This window comes from Fulvitalea axinellae (assembly GCF_036492835.1).
GTDB lineage: Bacteria > Bacteroidota > Bacteroidia > Cytophagales > Cyclobacteriaceae > Fulvitalea > Fulvitalea axinellae.
The window spans coordinates 18,852-33,880 of the sequence record NZ_AP025323.1 but is presented as its reverse complement, the minus strand read 5'-3'; the positions used below and the strand labels follow the sequence as shown (position 1 = coordinate 33,880).

The following is a 15,029-nucleotide window of genomic DNA, read 5'->3' as shown; positions in this document are numbered from 1 at the left end:
TCACTAGATACGGATCGTCCAGCTTCTTGTATATTCCCTATCAACAGCTATATAACAGAGGCTGGACCCTGCCGTGTCATCTAGCAAATAATACCAATAGAACGAACCATCCGCCCCTACTCCTCCAAAAATGGATTATACATCATAATCGCGTGATTCTCGACCAATAATTTCTCCTCAACCTCTCCGTTGTGATTTTCAATGATTTGAACAATTTGATTATGACGGGAATAACCTCCCCAATATTGCTGGCTCATTTGGTGATTACGTTCCTCAACCCTAAACTTCATGTCCATTTTCTGATCTGCAGTCAAAGCACCGTGTAAATGGGTATCGTCCAGCCACAAACTCAAATGAAAACTTCTCGACGTATCGTTTCTCGCCTGCAAATCAATATAATTATACGACAAAGTAGCTCCGGCTCCGAAGGGAATCTTTCGGTTGACATCCGGAAACACGTCATATCCGTGGCGGTACCTTTCGGTAATCGTCAATGGGCTGTGGGCGAACAGCCAGAATAGCAGGTTCCCCAATTGGCACAATCCGCCACCGATATCTTTCCCCGTGCTTCCATTCACCAAAACCAAGCCTTCCAAGTATCCTTTGCCTTTAGTGGGCCTTCCTACATTCTTCCAGATGGAGAAGGTCTCGCCCGGTTTGATTACCAAACCGTCAAGCTTTTCCACCGCCAAGCGGAGATTTGTGCGCTTATTCTCCTGCAAGTACATTTCCACGTCTTTCAGCGGTCGAAGAATCATACTTTTATGCGAAAATACATGATGGGGGAAACGCTCCTTTACGCGTTCCGAACACCATCTTTTACCAGAAAACAGCCACTCCCATTTTCTCTTCAGTATAAAATATTCCTTACCCAAGAAGCGTCTTAGCCTGCCACGGTTAATCGGTTTTTCTATCTTCATTTCCTTATCTGGAATGGGTTTCTCCAAGTATTCAGAATTTGACGCTCTTCTATGCTAAATCCTTCCAAAATAACGTTCTTCCAATCGGATTCTTTGACTAAATAATAGTTTGAAGTGATTTTTTGAGCGAATAACGGTTCTACCAAGCGCTCGAATTGTCGGCGTAAACGCTTGGGTATAAAAGCTAAACGGTAAGTATTCGGACTTACGGAACTGTCTGGAATATTCCATGGAAGCACATCCGTCCTATTCCGAAAGGAAATATATTCGGCCAATGACTTGTGGCAGATTAGCAGGTCAACCGGATAGTCGGCATATAGTCCTTTCATTTCTTCTGATACAAAAGCGTATTGCTTATAAGGTGGATCATGCTTTTTAGGCTGATACGTCCGAACCGTATAAAAAGAAAGCGAGACCAGCAAACCGGAAAGAGTAAGCGCCCAACGGTCTGGCATACGAACAAAGCACAAAACAAAAGGCGACATAATGCCAAAAACCATCCATAAACGAAAAGAATAGCCCAAAGTATCCCAAACTAAAAAAGGGGTATTGAGGATGAAAAAAATTATCAAAATAGAGTAGTGGAACTTATTAATACGGCCTGGAAACCTAAGTGCCCGATACCAAGCATACACTATTATGGCACTTAACGACAACAGAAGAACCTTCCAAACCGGAGTTAGCGCTTTTTCGTGACTTTCGAAAAAAGAAAATATAGGAAGAACGGGTTGGCTGGCTAAATAAGCGGGTTTTATAAAATACAAAACAGAAAAGATTCCTATTGGAATAAATACAAGGCTCATTATGAACAAAAGCCTTTTGTTTGGAAACCACCGAAACAACCAAGTCAATCCAAAATACAACAGGCCCAAAACCAACATCAGTTTATGACTAAAGGCTAATAAGGCAAAAGAGATAATTTGGAATTTTATGTTTTTTGATTGAAGCGATAATACGAATAACAAAAAACAGTCAACTCCGATAAGGTTCTTGGTAAACTGCGAAGCGAAATACAAACTATGCGGATTCACCAAAATCAAAAGAGAAACGCAAAACGCCCAATCTCTCGCTACATTCAGTTTTTGCAAAAGTTTATAACTAATCACAGGCAATAGACTGAACGCTATGATCGTAAGTGCTTTATATGAGAGTTCTTGATCATTAAAAAAAACATTGATCAAAAGTAAAAGCGGATAAATCAGATTATAACGTTCCGAATGCAGGCTCCCCGTCTCTTCCCAAGTCTGTGCCTGTAAGATATAGAAATAGCTGTCCCAGCCCATCGCGTAAACAGATTGGGAAAAGGCTATAGTAGCGTAAACCAGCGCTCCGATAAATAAAAAAAGGTATTCCCAATGCCTATTGGCAGTCAAAAGGGAAATTAGAGATTGAATATTTCTTTGCGTTTTCAAAATAGAAATGCCACCACTCGGTTCTTATCGGTCGAAAACCTTCGCTCATCATCGTTTTACGAAGCAATTCTCGATTTTTTAATATTTGTGCTGGAAGTGTATTATTGTCACTGTGCGCCCGTTTTCCAAAATGATCGAAATCGGTTCCCATATCCAACACTTTTCCTTCCAGAGTTTCCAATGTCAAATCAACAGCCCCCCCTCTATTATGCGACGATCCCTTGGCGTTCGGATTAGCTACATAGCGGGCGTCGGGTTTGATCTTCCACATCTTTCGCTGCACACCTTTAGGCCTATAGCAATCGTATAACCTTATGCGGTATCCCTTCGCCTTCAACTTTTCGTTTACTCTAACCAAGGCCTCCGCCACATCTTTTCGGAGAAGGCACTGTACGCAATCATAAACCTTTTCTTTTAAAAAGTTATTCGTGGTCGCATACCGAAAGTCATAAGAAAAATTAGAGTCGTATGTCTTTAAATCGACAAAGCCAGTATCTGGCTGATGAATGAATGATTCGGAAAGAATATGATTCGTCCGAAAAATTGGTTCCGCCTGCCCAGTCTGAATACCGATCAATATGGCAAAACATAACACTAACTTCAGGGTCTTTTTCATCTTAGTGGAATTGGGCTTACAACATTTCTGCCTTTCAAAGTATTCGGAGTAATCGTAATAAAATCTTGAAAGATCCTCAAACTCGAATTTTCCACCTCGCCTTTGTATAAATCGCTACGGGTCTGAGGCTCGAACATCTTTCCGAAAATACGAACCGTAACCTTGTCATCGGCGATATTTTTCAGCTCCCAACTGCCATCCGCTATGATCTCTTCATTGCTATTCTCATCGAGACCGTCTTCAGTCGAAAACATTTCGGTCTCTCTTTCATAAAGTACAAAAGTATGATTGGAGCGCAATAGAATGGATCTGCTAGAAGATTCAAGACGTTCGATCCCCCCTTTTTCCTTGCGTGAAGACTTAGACATATTCAGGTTCCTATCCAGTACGGCCTTAATAATTCCGTTTTGGAGTGCGCGATTCTTCTTTACTCTTGTCTCTTCAGTGGTAGTTTTAATCTGATAAGGAACTCCCTGATATAGGAATTGTACTTCACTGATAACCAAGTCTTCATACTTCGTTCCTCTATATGCGGACAATATCTTCAAATTGAAGGATTTTCCTTGTAATGGTTCTTCAAATTGAAATGTTTTGATATCATCCCCCTTGGAAAAGGTGAATTGCTGCGCCTTTCCGGTCTCATCCTCAACCATGAAGGAGGCGAGTCTTGCGTTTGCTCTGTAATGTTCCTCGGAACGATGGTAGCCGTTCCAAATTCTGATTTGATTCACTTTGATATCATGGTCAAATGAAAAGCCTAATTCCTCGTTTACGCCCAAACCCTTTTTGGCTTCCACCCAAGCGTTTTCCTTTATACCGTCCACCAGGTTTGACACACCATAAGCCACTTCGGGACTCAGACTGCTCGACGCTTTTAGAGACGCGTCTACAATTTTGGGTAATCGTAAATCGTATTGATCGTTTTTATTTGAATAAAATCGGATTTCTGATATAGCAAAAAAATCGGATTCCGAAAAAACACTATATTCTAATCCCTCCTCGTCCATTATAACCGTCCTAAAATTAGATGGCGCTTTTATGAATAGCGATAAGACTTTATCTTTTACAGAAGTACCTCCCCATGCGGTCTTACCATCAAAATATAATCCTATAGATTTAATTTCATTCCCTTTTTCGTCAAGGATATCCAGATGATCAATATAAGTGGGCTCGTCCAAATAAATCATAATGCCTTCCTCCGGCCCTGATCCCGGCAATGTACGCCAAAAGGTTTCCGTTTCGCCATCAAAGCAATGGTATGCCGAAAAATCGGAATGCGGTAACTGGGTGGAAGTCGCATAAAATCGATTAATGGGGAGAACATTTTCCGCACATACAATAAGTGGCGAAAAAAGTACAAACAGTATTGTAAGGATTTTCATTTCAAAAATCAGAATTATATAAAAGAAGCTTTCTTCTATCTCATAAATTAAAACGGTCAAACTAATTCAAAATCAAATTACATAAATAAAAAGTCTAATTACAAAAAATCATTATATGATTGAACTAAATAATGTTTATACGAATCGTAATGTGGATTCATATTCCATATTAACAGGTTCTATAGCCATAATTATCACCTTCTCCATCACACCATCATGCTGTGCCGTGTTTCATTCATACGTTTATTCCTTCGGTTGCGTGTTCCCCCTTGCTAACTCCTTTATTGCTTGTAAAAACCAACCGTCTCCAAAAAAACAGCGACACCCTACGTCCCGTATCCCACAATTCCCCCAGTTGAGACAAACAGGCCCATCGGTGTTCGTCGTCAAGCCCGGAGCGGCAATCGCGCCGGCTCGTCTTCCCAGCCTCCGCAAGCTCCGGCAGGCAAGCCGCCCTACGGGTTCCTCCACTTCGTTACAAAAAGCCGTAACGCTTCCCGCTTTCCGGGCCCTCCTCCTCACGGCGCTTCCCCCTGTGCCGCCGGCCCAGCCAGCGCCAGAGTTAGGCTCGCCTGCGTAGTCGGTCAGGCATCGGCGATCGAATAAAAAAAGCCTCCGGCAGGTAGGTCGCCTCGTGTTTGTCCGTTCCTCCGCAATACTTCGGAAACGGACAAACAAGGCCGGCCACGCCCTGCGCAAGCTCCGGGCTCTTCGGCCGCCACCCTCCCTCCGCTCGCAGGCGGCTCGCGCGGCTGACGCCGCCAAGGGCCTTCGCAAAAGCGAAGCCCGTCCACATCCCCGACCACCACCCCAAAAGGGCCATAGGCCCAAAAGACAATAACCCGGCAAACGTACAGACACGGGCATGCCCTGTCTCACACGCAGATGGTCAAACAAAAACAGATCGGAAAAACAAGAATAGAAACACCCCTAAAAAACCGCGTAGCGAAACCCGCCCCGCCGAAAAACAAACGAAAAAGAGCAGAAAACGCCACGGGAACGTCCGAAAACCGGAGCTATTATCCACTCCTCCGTCGCTCCTAACAGCCCCGGCCCCCGGCCGAATGTAAAGGCTCCTTTCTTCTCTTTTTTTTCCCTTTTTTTCTCTTCTTTCCGGGGAAAGTCTTTGTTGAAATGAAAACCATCAAACGCAAAAAATCCGGCGTGTTTAGGTGCGCCGGATTTTCCATTCAACATAAATTTAATACTTGTTTCGCTGAAATAATCTATTGGGTACTGTTAGGTCTATCTTTTACGTCAAAGCTATATGTGTGCTGATAAAACTTACCTTCTCCAGTTAAAGAATCGGTAATAATAATTCTAGTTTTCAGAGATGCTTTTCCAATGAAGCCCAATTCGTGCACATACCTAATTCTTCTATAGTAGTAAGCAGGATCAACGTCAAAGGAGTCCCAGATCGAATCAATAGGCTCTAATTTCGTAATAAACTCAACTTTTGAATATGGGGGTCTAGGGACACTAATTTTTAGTCGTAATGGTTCATCTCTATACAAAAAGTCTCTATCAAGGCTTTCCATATCATACCAATTGATAAAAGGGACTATCTTCCCTCGTTGTTTAAAGGTTGAGTCTTCAGAATAAATTCTTTCACAGATTAGTTTGTTTTCAGGGTTGAAAAAACGAAAACTTTTTACTTTACCATCTTTATACAGGGCTTGTTCATAAAGGTCTATCTATTAAAATATTGGTGAATAGAATTTATATCTGCTACGATCTCCTCTCGCATTTCATTCATATTTTCACCAGCGTTCCTTTGGATCAAAATATTCATTACAGCAGTCAAAATACATGAAACACTTTGCTGTATACCAGAGACAAGGCTCCTTAACCCGTCCTCTCCGAAGTTCGTATCCCTCATATTATTGTTTGCCTCTACGGACCAGTGTCCCCTTACGGCGTTAGGCAAGTTGTATTGATCAATAAGACCGGTATTTATATTGCTGACGTAGTATGATGTCTCGCTTGATGTTTTTCCTGTTTTAACGACTTTACGGGTACGGTCTACCCGTATGAAGCAGCTCATCCCCGTATTCGACCAGCGACGCTCCAAGCATCCCGTTTCCACCGGGTAGGTCCGGTATATTCTTGTTTCGATCCTGCCATGGCCCTTTTCGACGGTCTTTTTATAATCCAAACATTCTGATCTCCGCTCCATGTCTCGAAGGTCTTCACGGAGTATTTTCTGGTTCCCTTTTATTTGTGAAAGGTAGACGCCCCGTTTTCCATGGATTCCCTCCAGTAACCCGGAATTATTGTGAAGGGCATCCATCGTATAAGCCGTTCCCGAAAGACCGGATTGAGTTTCAAAATATTCGTCGACAATACCCCGCTCGGAGTCTTTGGTACCCGAATAGTAGCCTACAACCTTGCTGGTTTTATCTTCTTGCGCGGTAACCAGAACCACGCTTTCCCCGCGTTTGTCCCCTGAGGATTTGTCGATACTCCCCCGGAGTTCTTTACCGTCAATCGAAAACCATTGAAGAGCTTGCGGATCTATAGTTTCGTTTGCGTTAAAAGTGGTTTCAGCAACCGCCTTAAGTCCCTGTATATCTGTATCCTTCAGGATTCTTCGGAGTTGAACACGGCTCACACAACACTTACTTTTACCACCTGTGAAATCCCGCCAATAATCGTGATCCCTTTTCATTGAGCGGTGAATCTGTGAGAAATTGAGTTTTCCTCCGCTCCTGAATACGGCAAGCATAAAGCACAGTACGACAAAAGCCAGTTCGTGCTTCTTCCCCTTGGCGTTCCTGTGGTCTACAAGGCTTAGTTGTAACTGGAGGTAGTATTGATTAATTTCGTTTTTTTGGGAGCTTATCCATCAACCGCAAGTTTGTTTGTGGTAATTCAAAATTGCAATTCATGGTGGTAAGCTCCTATTTTCTCAGACGCTTTATGAACAGGCCCTGCATCTTTATAAGAATATGAGTGAACGATTTCTCCGTTATCAAAATAAACCATTTTTCTTAAGCTTCCATTTTCCTTAAAGTGATACCAGATACTATCCTCCTTATCATCTTTCATCACCCCACTAACCTTAAGATTACCGTTTAGGTGATAGCCAATATAGGCACCTTTCCGGATACCTTCGTGTATGGGCAGAATATCTTTTTTCGCTCCATTTTTGTAAAATGTACGGATAACTCCGTCCATCAATGAATCTTTATCTTCATATATTTTGTATGGAATTATAGTACTAATTTTACCATTAGTGTGATATGAAACTACGTCGATTCTCTTCTCATTTTTTTTACATGAAAAAAAAACTATCAACACAATCAATATAAAGTATTGGGGTTTTATCACAAATCTAATCATGGTTTTATATAATTTTTAGACTCGTATTTATCTGGGTAAAGTTTACCGAACTCATATACGGATCTACGAGTATTTTTCGATTCTGTCGTGTCAATTATTGGAGATTTGTTAGTATTGCCTATTATATCACCTTTATAGCCTACGCTACCACGACCATCACAAATGTCATAAAATTTAATGTTCTCTCCAGCAGGAATGAGCTTCTTTACCGCTTCAATATCATTCACAGCTCCATGAACCACCATGGCTGTAACTTCTTTCACTGCTTCTCCCCAGTTATTAGGTGTTGTGACAGCCATTTTTCCGACGGCTGAAAAAGCTCCTAATGCGGGACCTATGTTCTCTATAACAGAAAAATTTGCCGTTGTGCCAGTTGAAGCAACACCACTTCCTCCGTCCCAAGCAATACTACCTTTTTGGTGATCCTCTAACAAACTTTTTGGGAACTAGTCCGCAGACAACCAGTCTGGAAGTTTGCAATTTGAAAACCAACCAGAGAATTTATTTGATCTTTTTTGATTGACCATACCCCCCTGTTTGGTCGATGGGGCTGTAATTTTAAATAACCCTTGACCATCTGGTGCATAAACCGCGATACCCGTGAAAGAGCGGTCTATACTGAAAGAAGCGGCAAATTCATTGTTAAACACTCCCTTTTGATAATCATCTTTTGCAGGGTCTCCTAATACCTTGAATAATAACCTTTTGACTTCTGCGACGTCTCCATTTTTTAAGGCGGGGAGAATCTTATGTTCAAGATACCATGGACTATTTATAACTATAACCGCTTCAAGTCCATCTAAATCAATCGCTTGAATAGGCGTGTTACTGGCAAACTGATAAGGCGTCAACATAGGATAAGTTTTCGTCAACGGATCCACACTCAAAAACTTCCCTATGCTGGATTATAAATCCTGAACCCGTAATCGTAGTGCGTATCCCCGCCCCACTCGCCGTTCTCGTCCTTTTCCTTGCCGTTGAACCCATACTTATCAACTCTTCCTCGATCCAAAGCCCTTCTCCTCAAAAAATCTCCATCTGCCCGCCAACCTTCCTCCGGGCCCGATCCCAAACCAAAACCTCAACCACAAACTCCATTACCGACCGCTCCGAATCCAGCCCGCGCCAACCCCTGTCCATCAAAATACGGTTTCCCGCCACGGCCTCCAAATCAACCATGCCAGCGAACTCCGGCAAAAAATGGCTCGCCAGACAAGCCCCCGGCCTCCCGTACCGCTCCGCAAACTTGGCCGTATGCATCGTCCCGCCCTTGGCTCCCGATTCCATCACGAAAACCCCGTGACTCAGCCCCGCCTGAATCCTGTTGCGCGCCACAAACCTAGACCTGTCGGGCCCCGTACCCGGCGGATACTCGCTGACCCAAGCCCCTCCGGCACGCAAAATATTCTCCGCCAACTTGCGGTTCCCGTCCGGATAAACCCTGTCCAAACCCGTAGCCATCACCGCCACCGAAGGCCTGCCGCAACGGACCGAAGCCAGATGGCCCACCGTATCGCAACCCAGCGCCAGACCGCTGACAGTGACGAAACCCTCTCGTCTCACAAAATACTCCGACACGATCCTGTCCCCCGCCCGGCGCCCGTGACCGCTCAGCCTCCTGCTGCCGACAACGGCCACAGCCGGCCCCGATTCCAGACAAGACAAATCCCCCCTGAAATACAAAACCCCGGGCGCCGACTTTCCCAAATCCCGCAAAGCCAAAGGATATTCCGGATCGTCAATCCCAACACGCTCTATAGGAAAATCACTCAACATAAACCCTTAAAAAACAACCACTTACCCATACATTATAAACGAAAAACAAACAACCTATGTTGCTGTACCACAGCCATTTACAGTCTTAATTTTAAAAAAACGTAGAGACAGGGCATGCCCTGTCTCTCCCCGAAGATGGTCCCGAGAATATGGTCACACAAAAACGATTCTGCCCAAAAAATCATATAGGAACAAACCTCACCGATAATGATACCTGCAAGAAACAATCACCACCTCCGTATCCGAAAACGAATACACCAGCCGGTGCTCACCGTCAATCCGCCTTGACCAATACCCCGACAAAACGTGCTTCAACGCCTCCGGGTTCCCGGCTCCCTCCGTCGGAGTCCGCTGAATCGTCTTGATCAGCGTGTTGATCTTCTTTAAAACCCGCTTGTCCGACTGCCACTTCACATAGTCGTCCCAAGCCTCCTTCGAAAAAACTACGTTCATTCCGGATCGATCAGTTTACCCTTTACAGTCTCGCCGCGCTCCACCTGCCCGATCGACCGCATCAAATGCTCCGCGTTCGCCTTGGACCTCATCAAATGCATCGTCTCCAACATCGCGTTATATTCCCTCATCGAAATCGTCACCGTACCCTCGCCGGATCCCCGCTTCACGATCAACGTCTCGCCATCCTCTTCCACTCGGTCAAGGTATTTCTTCAAATCCTTCCGGAACTCCGTATAATTTGCAGCTATCATAAATTCATGATTTAAATTCAAGTACAAATATAAGTACGCTTAAAAGTACATAAAAGTTCCTAATCACAAAAAATATCCGAACGAAACCTTTCCGCCCCTATCCAGACTAACATCACATTCAGTACATATTCCAAAATATAAACTGTAGAGACACGGGCATGCCCTGTCTCTCCCCTTGCGAATGGTAACACAAGATTACTCGTCGCTATCCTCTTCGGACTTCCCATCAACTTCCTTAGTTTTGGGATTAAGCTCCAAAGCCTTACCGTAGTCCGCCTTGGCTTCCTCCGTCATTCCGAGTTTTTCCTTGGCCTTTGCCCGGCCGTCGTACGCCAAGTAATTTTCCGGATTATACCCGATAGCCTTGTCATAATCCCCTATAGCCTCATTGTACCTTCCTAACTCAAGTTTCGCGTTGCCCCTGTTGCAATACGCCATCGGGTTTTCCCCATGGGCCTCTATCGCCTTGTCAAAATCCGTTATGGCTTCCTCATACCGTCCCTGTTTCGATCTCGCGTCGCCCCGGTTATTGTAGGCTTGCCATAAATCCGGCTTGAGCTCCAACGCCTTGTCGTAATCGGCCATGGCCTCCTCGCCTTTACCGGCTAGTCCCTTCGCGTAGCCACGATGGAAATAGGCTATATAGTCGGCCTCGATCTCTAACATTTTGTCATAGTCCGCTATGGCTTCCTCGTACATGCCCAAACTTAGTTTGGCTTTGCCCCGGCTCCCGTAGGCGCTCCGAAAATCCGGTTTGTATTTGATGGCCTTACCGTAATCGGTTATCGCGTCCTCGTTCCTTCCCAGCAGTTGTTTCGCCAGACCTCGGTCATGATACGCCTGATAGTAGTCGGTCTTGAACCTGATGGCCTTGTTGTAGTCGGAGATGGCCTCGTTGTATCTGCCAAGGAAATATTTCGAAGTCGCCCGGCTGTAATAAGCCTTGCTGTCCTTCCTTCTCAGGCTCAAAGCCTTGTCATAGTCAGCTATCGCCTCTTGGTATTTCCCCTGCCAGTACTTCATGTTCCCCCGGTTAAAGTAAGCCGTGGGATAATCCTTGCGAAGTTCCAGCGCCCTGTCAAAATCGGCTACGGCCTCCTCTGTCTTCCCCAGCTTGTTTCTGGCGTTACCCCGGTTACAATAGGCTTGGTAATAGTCGTCTTTGATTTCGATAACCTTATCGCAGTCGGCCTCCGCCTCGCCGTATCTTCCGAGATCGTACTGTGCGCAAGACCGGTCGAAGTATGCCAGATAATGGTCCGGCCTGAATTCGATGGCCTTGCCAAAATCGGCTATGGCCTCTTCCTTCATTCCGATTTCATACCGCTCCAGTCCCCTGTTATAATACGCCGGATAGCAGTCGGCCTTGTATTTTATGGCTTCCCCGAAATCGGCTATGGCCTCTTTCCTTTTTCCCAATTTCACCTTGGCCTCGCCCCGGCTGTTATAGGCCCAACAAAAGTCCTCTTTGATTTTTATCGCCTTGTCGTAGTCGGCTATAGCGCCTTTTGTGTCTCCCAATCCCGCCTTGGCTTCGCCCCTGACCAGATAGGTATGGTGGTTATTGGCCTTGACGCCTACCGCCTCTCCGTAATCCTCTACTATTCTCTCCAAACCGCGGAGTATGCCCGCCGCCAGGCCCTGTTGCACGGAATCCCTCACCTCCTCTTCGGAAGCCTTTATCCCCCTGTTCGCCGTCTTCTTGGCGCCTTTATAATCATGCGAAGCGCAAAGGGCCAACGCCAAAATCGTCAAGCGTTCCGCCGTATCGGCCTTTGCGGCCCAATCCCTAACTTCTTCAAAGCCTTCGCCGGAATCGGCGTAAACCCCGATAGCGTATTCCAGCGCCTCTTCCCTTTTGCCTTGTTCGTATAAATTCCGGATCTCTTCCGCGTGGTTTTCCGTCGCTACACTTTTCATAAAAACAATTAAAAAACGTCAGCTCCGCCCCAAAATAATAAACGTTGTCGTCCTGCCGGGCGGAGATTAATATTACCGGAACGAATATACCCCTTTTGCCGGGCATTCCGTGGCCCCGCTCCTTTCAACCTTTCCAAAAATTCCCGAACTTTCATCCATGCCAAAAATCATATCCATCATAAACCACAAAGGCGGCGTAGGCAAGACTACCGTCACCGCCAACCTCGGCGCGGCGCTGGCCAAACAAGGGTTCAGCGTACTGCTCGCCGACTTCGACCCGCAAGCCAATCTCACCGCACACCTCGACGCCGTTCCCGAAGACGGTCAGCCGACTATCGCCGACGCCATCATCCGCAACGGCGAAACGCCCGTGGCGCCCATAACCGAAAACCTTTCGATCATCCCGGGGAACCTCGAACTCGCCCGCGCCGAATCCGAATACGCCGGCCGTATGAACGCTTTCCTGCTCCTGCGCGAAAAACTCGAACAGCTACAGTCCTTCGACTACATCCTCATCGATTGCCCGCCCTCACTCGGCTTTTTCACGCTCAACGCCCTCAACGCTTCCACGCACGTGCTCGTACCCTGCGAAGCATCCAAAATGGCTTCCGACGGTCTCCTGACCCTCACCGAGCTTATCGGAGAAGTCCAGCGCTACGGCAATAAGGAGCTGAACCTCCTCGGCGTTCTCATCAGCAACAAGGCCGTACGTACCTACCAAAACGAGTTCGAGGCCATGATGCGCCAGCACTACCCCGTCCTCGACACCGTCATCAGGTCATACAAACACCTTGGCGAATGCGCTTCCATGCAACAGTCCATCTTCGACTACGCCCCGCAGTCCAACAGCGCCGACGATTTCACCAGCCTCGCCACAGAGGTAAACCAACTCACGCAGCATGAAAAAGAAATTCGCTAGCAGCTTCAACGCCAAACCAAGCCCGAAAAACACCGGAGCGCTCGCCATGATGGCCCAAAAAGCCGTCGACGAGTTCGACATCCTCCCCGAACTCCAAAAATTCATTCGCCCCCATAGGGAACACGAATTCGAACAACTCCTCGAAAACATCCGCAACGAAGGCGTCCGCGACCCTCTCGTAACCTTCCTCCTCGACGGCCGAAAAGTCCTTGTCGACGGCCACCACCGCTGGAAAGCCATACAGCAAATCCAAAGCGAAGGCGCACGGGTGGACTATTCCGAAAAAAACCTCGACATCCAAACCATCGATCAGGCCAAAGACTGGATGATCGACAACCAGCTAGGCAGAAGGAACCTCACCGAAGCCGAACGGACCTACTACGTGGGCCTGCGCTACAACCACGAGAAAATCAAAGACGCCAAAACACAGCAGGAACCGTTAGGAAAATTTTTCCGAACGGGCGACAAAGCCAAAGAGATCGGCCTGCAAAACGACATGACCGACCGCTCCGTACGCAACGCCGCCCAATACGCCCAAGGTCTTGACCTCATCGGCGAAATAGCGCCCGAGACCAAAGAGGCGGTTCTCAAGGGAGAAACCAAAATCAAAAAAGCCGACCTCCAAGCTATCGCCGCCGGAAAAGTGGCGCCGGAAGCTATCCTCGCCAAAACTCAACCGAAGACGGACCCAAAAACCGGGGCACCGGAAAACCAGACCACAGAACTCCGCATGCCCGTCAAGGACCGCGTAATCCAGCAAGGACTAAGCAACGAAGAGGTAAAAAAGCTCAACAGCGCCTACGACAAAACCGAACAAGTGATCCGCCAACTGATCAAATCCGGCTACCCAAAAGCCGAAATCCGCTGGATGCTCTCCCAGGCTGTCGCCAAAACCAAAAAATAATAACCTAATAAAGGCGCTATACGATAGGCAAACTCACAAACATACTGTCACCGGATTCCCTCGCCGGTGACACCTTACCGAAATGAAGACCCTAAAATATATACACCTAATCCTTTTCGTATGGATTCTGGCGCACCTTACCTACACCGCCGTTGACGGCCTCACCGGCACGCCGCCACCCAGCGACTTCGCCGTTGTTTTCGGTAATACTGTTAACCCGGACGGATCCCTATCACCCCGACTGAAGGCCCGTGTTGACAAAAGTTTGGAGCTCTACGAAAAACGTCTCGTCAAAAAAATATTCGTAAGCGGAGGCATAGGCAAAGAAGGCCATCCCGAAGGTACCCGAATGGCCGAGTATCTTCGAAAAAAAGGAATCCCGCCACAAGACATCCTCACCGATGACAAAGGCAATAATACCCGGTTAACCGCCCAGAACTTTGTAGAAACCCAAGGCAAGAAGTCCTCAGTCATTGTCGTAAGCCAATACTATCACCTTACCCGTGCCAAACTGGCTTTTGCCCAAGAGGGCCTGACAAAAGTATCCTCCGTCTCCGCCGACTACCACGAAAAACGTGACGCCGTATCACTTCTCCGGGAGTTCCTGGCTTATTACAAATACCTACTTTTTCCCTAATCTTCAGGTGTCCACACTCCAAGCCCCTCCTACTTGCCGAAAATAACATCAAGAAACATAAGTCCTTTGCCTCATAAAGGCCGAAATCGGTTTATCCATTTCTTGATTCGGATTTTTCCAGATCTATAAAAAACACTCCAACACCCGGACAATCCTCTTCTCGCATTCGTTTTTGGCTGGATATACAACCCGCGCATAAAAATCCTTCCCCCATCGCATGGCTTTCCTTTCCAAACCCCGAAAGCATGCGGAGCCACCTCGCCCAATTCTATACTCACGAAATCGAAAACGCCCCTGTCCCAAAATCCGGAATCCAACACCTCGTCCCCTGAGGCCTTTACTCGGTAAGATCCCCAAAACATGTCGGCGAACTCCGGATCTTCCAACCTCCCGACTATTTCCCCGTCACGCACTATATTCCAGCCCTTGCGCATCCCGTATTGCGAAACGGCAATCTTATACAAACGTCTCAGTCTTTCTATCATCCCGAATTG

16 protein-coding genes are annotated in these 15,029 nt (G+C 46.5%); 3 read left to right on the top strand and 13 right to left on the bottom strand.

Annotated elements, in window-relative coordinates:
* Positions 1–116: 116 nt before the first annotated feature.
* From AABK39_RS26695 to AABK39_RS26640, 12 genes are all read right to left on the bottom strand, one after another.
* A complete protein-coding gene (locus tag AABK39_RS26695) occupies positions 117–920 on the bottom strand; it encodes a VanW family protein (protein ID WP_338396164.1) in 804 nt (267 codons plus the stop codon).
* The gene (locus AABK39_RS26690; RefSeq protein WP_338396163.1) at positions 917–1,723 is read right to left on the bottom strand and encodes a hypothetical protein; all 807 of its coding nucleotides are present in this window, start codon (positions 1,721–1,723) and stop codon (positions 917–919) included. The genes AABK39_RS26695 and AABK39_RS26690 overlap by 4 nt, the downstream gene beginning before the upstream one ends.
* 556 nt (positions 1,724–2,279) lie before the next feature.
* Positions 2,280–2,948 carry a M15 family metallopeptidase gene (locus AABK39_RS26685; RefSeq protein WP_338396209.1) on the bottom strand — a complete coding sequence of 223 codons (669 nt, stop codon included), beginning with the start codon at positions 2,946–2,948 and terminating at the stop codon, positions 2,280–2,282.
* The gene (locus AABK39_RS26680) at positions 2,945–4,390 is read right to left on the bottom strand and encodes an NADase-type glycan-binding domain-containing protein (protein ID WP_338396208.1); all 1,446 of its coding nucleotides are present in this window, start codon (positions 4,388–4,390) and stop codon (positions 2,945–2,947) included. The genes AABK39_RS26685 and AABK39_RS26680 overlap by 4 nt, the downstream gene beginning before the upstream one ends.
* A 1,630-nt stretch (positions 4,391–6,020) precedes the next feature.
* Positions 6,021–7,055, bottom strand: a complete 1,035-nt coding sequence (locus AABK39_RS26675; protein WP_338391371.1) for an ISAs1 family transposase — start codon at positions 7,053–7,055, stop codon at positions 6,021–6,023.
* A gap of 146 nt (positions 7,056–7,201) precedes the next feature.
* The gene (locus AABK39_RS26670) at positions 7,202–7,672 is read right to left on the bottom strand and encodes a toxin-antitoxin system YwqK family antitoxin (protein ID WP_338396207.1); all 471 of its coding nucleotides are present in this window, start codon (positions 7,670–7,672) and stop codon (positions 7,202–7,204) included.
* Positions 7,669–8,106, bottom strand: coding sequence for a hypothetical protein (locus AABK39_RS26665; RefSeq protein ID WP_338396206.1), 438 nt, complete (start codon positions 8,104–8,106; stop codon positions 7,669–7,671). Before AABK39_RS26665 ends, AABK39_RS26670 begins: the two co-directional genes overlap by 4 nt.
* Before the next feature lie 12 nt (positions 8,107–8,118).
* Positions 8,119–8,526 carry a hypothetical protein gene (locus AABK39_RS26660; protein ID WP_338396205.1) on the bottom strand — a complete coding sequence of 136 codons (408 nt, stop codon included), beginning with the start codon at positions 8,524–8,526 and terminating at the stop codon, positions 8,119–8,121.
* Positions 8,527–8,695: 169 nt separating this feature from the next.
* Positions 8,696–9,448, bottom strand: a complete 753-nt coding sequence (locus AABK39_RS26655; RefSeq protein WP_338396204.1) for a DNA-processing protein DprA — start codon at positions 9,446–9,448, stop codon at positions 8,696–8,698.
* 198 nt (positions 9,449–9,646) lie between these two features.
* Positions 9,647–9,901, bottom strand: coding sequence for a Txe/YoeB family addiction module toxin (locus AABK39_RS26650; protein ID WP_338396203.1), 255 nt, complete (start codon positions 9,899–9,901; stop codon positions 9,647–9,649).
* Entirely contained in the window at positions 9,898–10,155 is a 258-nt protein-coding gene (locus AABK39_RS26645) for a type II toxin-antitoxin system Phd/YefM family antitoxin (protein WP_338396202.1), read from the bottom strand. Before AABK39_RS26645 ends, AABK39_RS26650 begins: the two co-directional genes overlap by 4 nt.
* 195 nt (positions 10,156–10,350) lie before the next feature.
* Complete coding sequence (locus AABK39_RS26640) at positions 10,351–12,075, bottom strand: tetratricopeptide repeat protein (RefSeq protein WP_338396201.1); 1,725 nt, start codon at positions 12,073–12,075, stop codon at positions 10,351–10,353.
* Positions 12,076–12,232: 157 nt separating this feature from the next.
* Here AABK39_RS26640 and AABK39_RS26635 point away from each other — a divergent pair, with 157 nt between their 5' ends.
* From AABK39_RS26635 to AABK39_RS26625, 3 genes are all read left to right on the top strand, one after another.
* The gene (locus AABK39_RS26635) at positions 12,233–12,994 is read left to right on the top strand and encodes a ParA family protein (protein WP_338396200.1); all 762 of its coding nucleotides are present in this window, start codon (positions 12,233–12,235) and stop codon (positions 12,992–12,994) included.
* Positions 12,975–13,898, top strand: a complete 924-nt coding sequence (locus tag AABK39_RS26630; protein ID WP_338396199.1) for a ParB/Srx family N-terminal domain-containing protein — start codon at positions 12,975–12,977, stop codon at positions 13,896–13,898. Before AABK39_RS26635 ends, AABK39_RS26630 begins: the two co-directional genes overlap by 20 nt.
* Positions 13,899–13,980: 82 nt before the next feature.
* Positions 13,981–14,535, top strand: coding sequence for a YdcF family protein (locus tag AABK39_RS26625; RefSeq protein WP_338396198.1), 555 nt, complete (start codon positions 13,981–13,983; stop codon positions 14,533–14,535).
* Between the two features lie 71 nt (positions 14,536–14,606).
* Here the strand turns inward: AABK39_RS26625 and AABK39_RS26620 are convergent, their stop codons facing one another.
* Positions 14,607–15,020, bottom strand: a complete 414-nt coding sequence (locus AABK39_RS26620) for a hypothetical protein (protein WP_338396197.1) — start codon at positions 15,018–15,020, stop codon at positions 14,607–14,609.
* Positions 15,021–15,029: the final 9 nt, after the last annotated feature.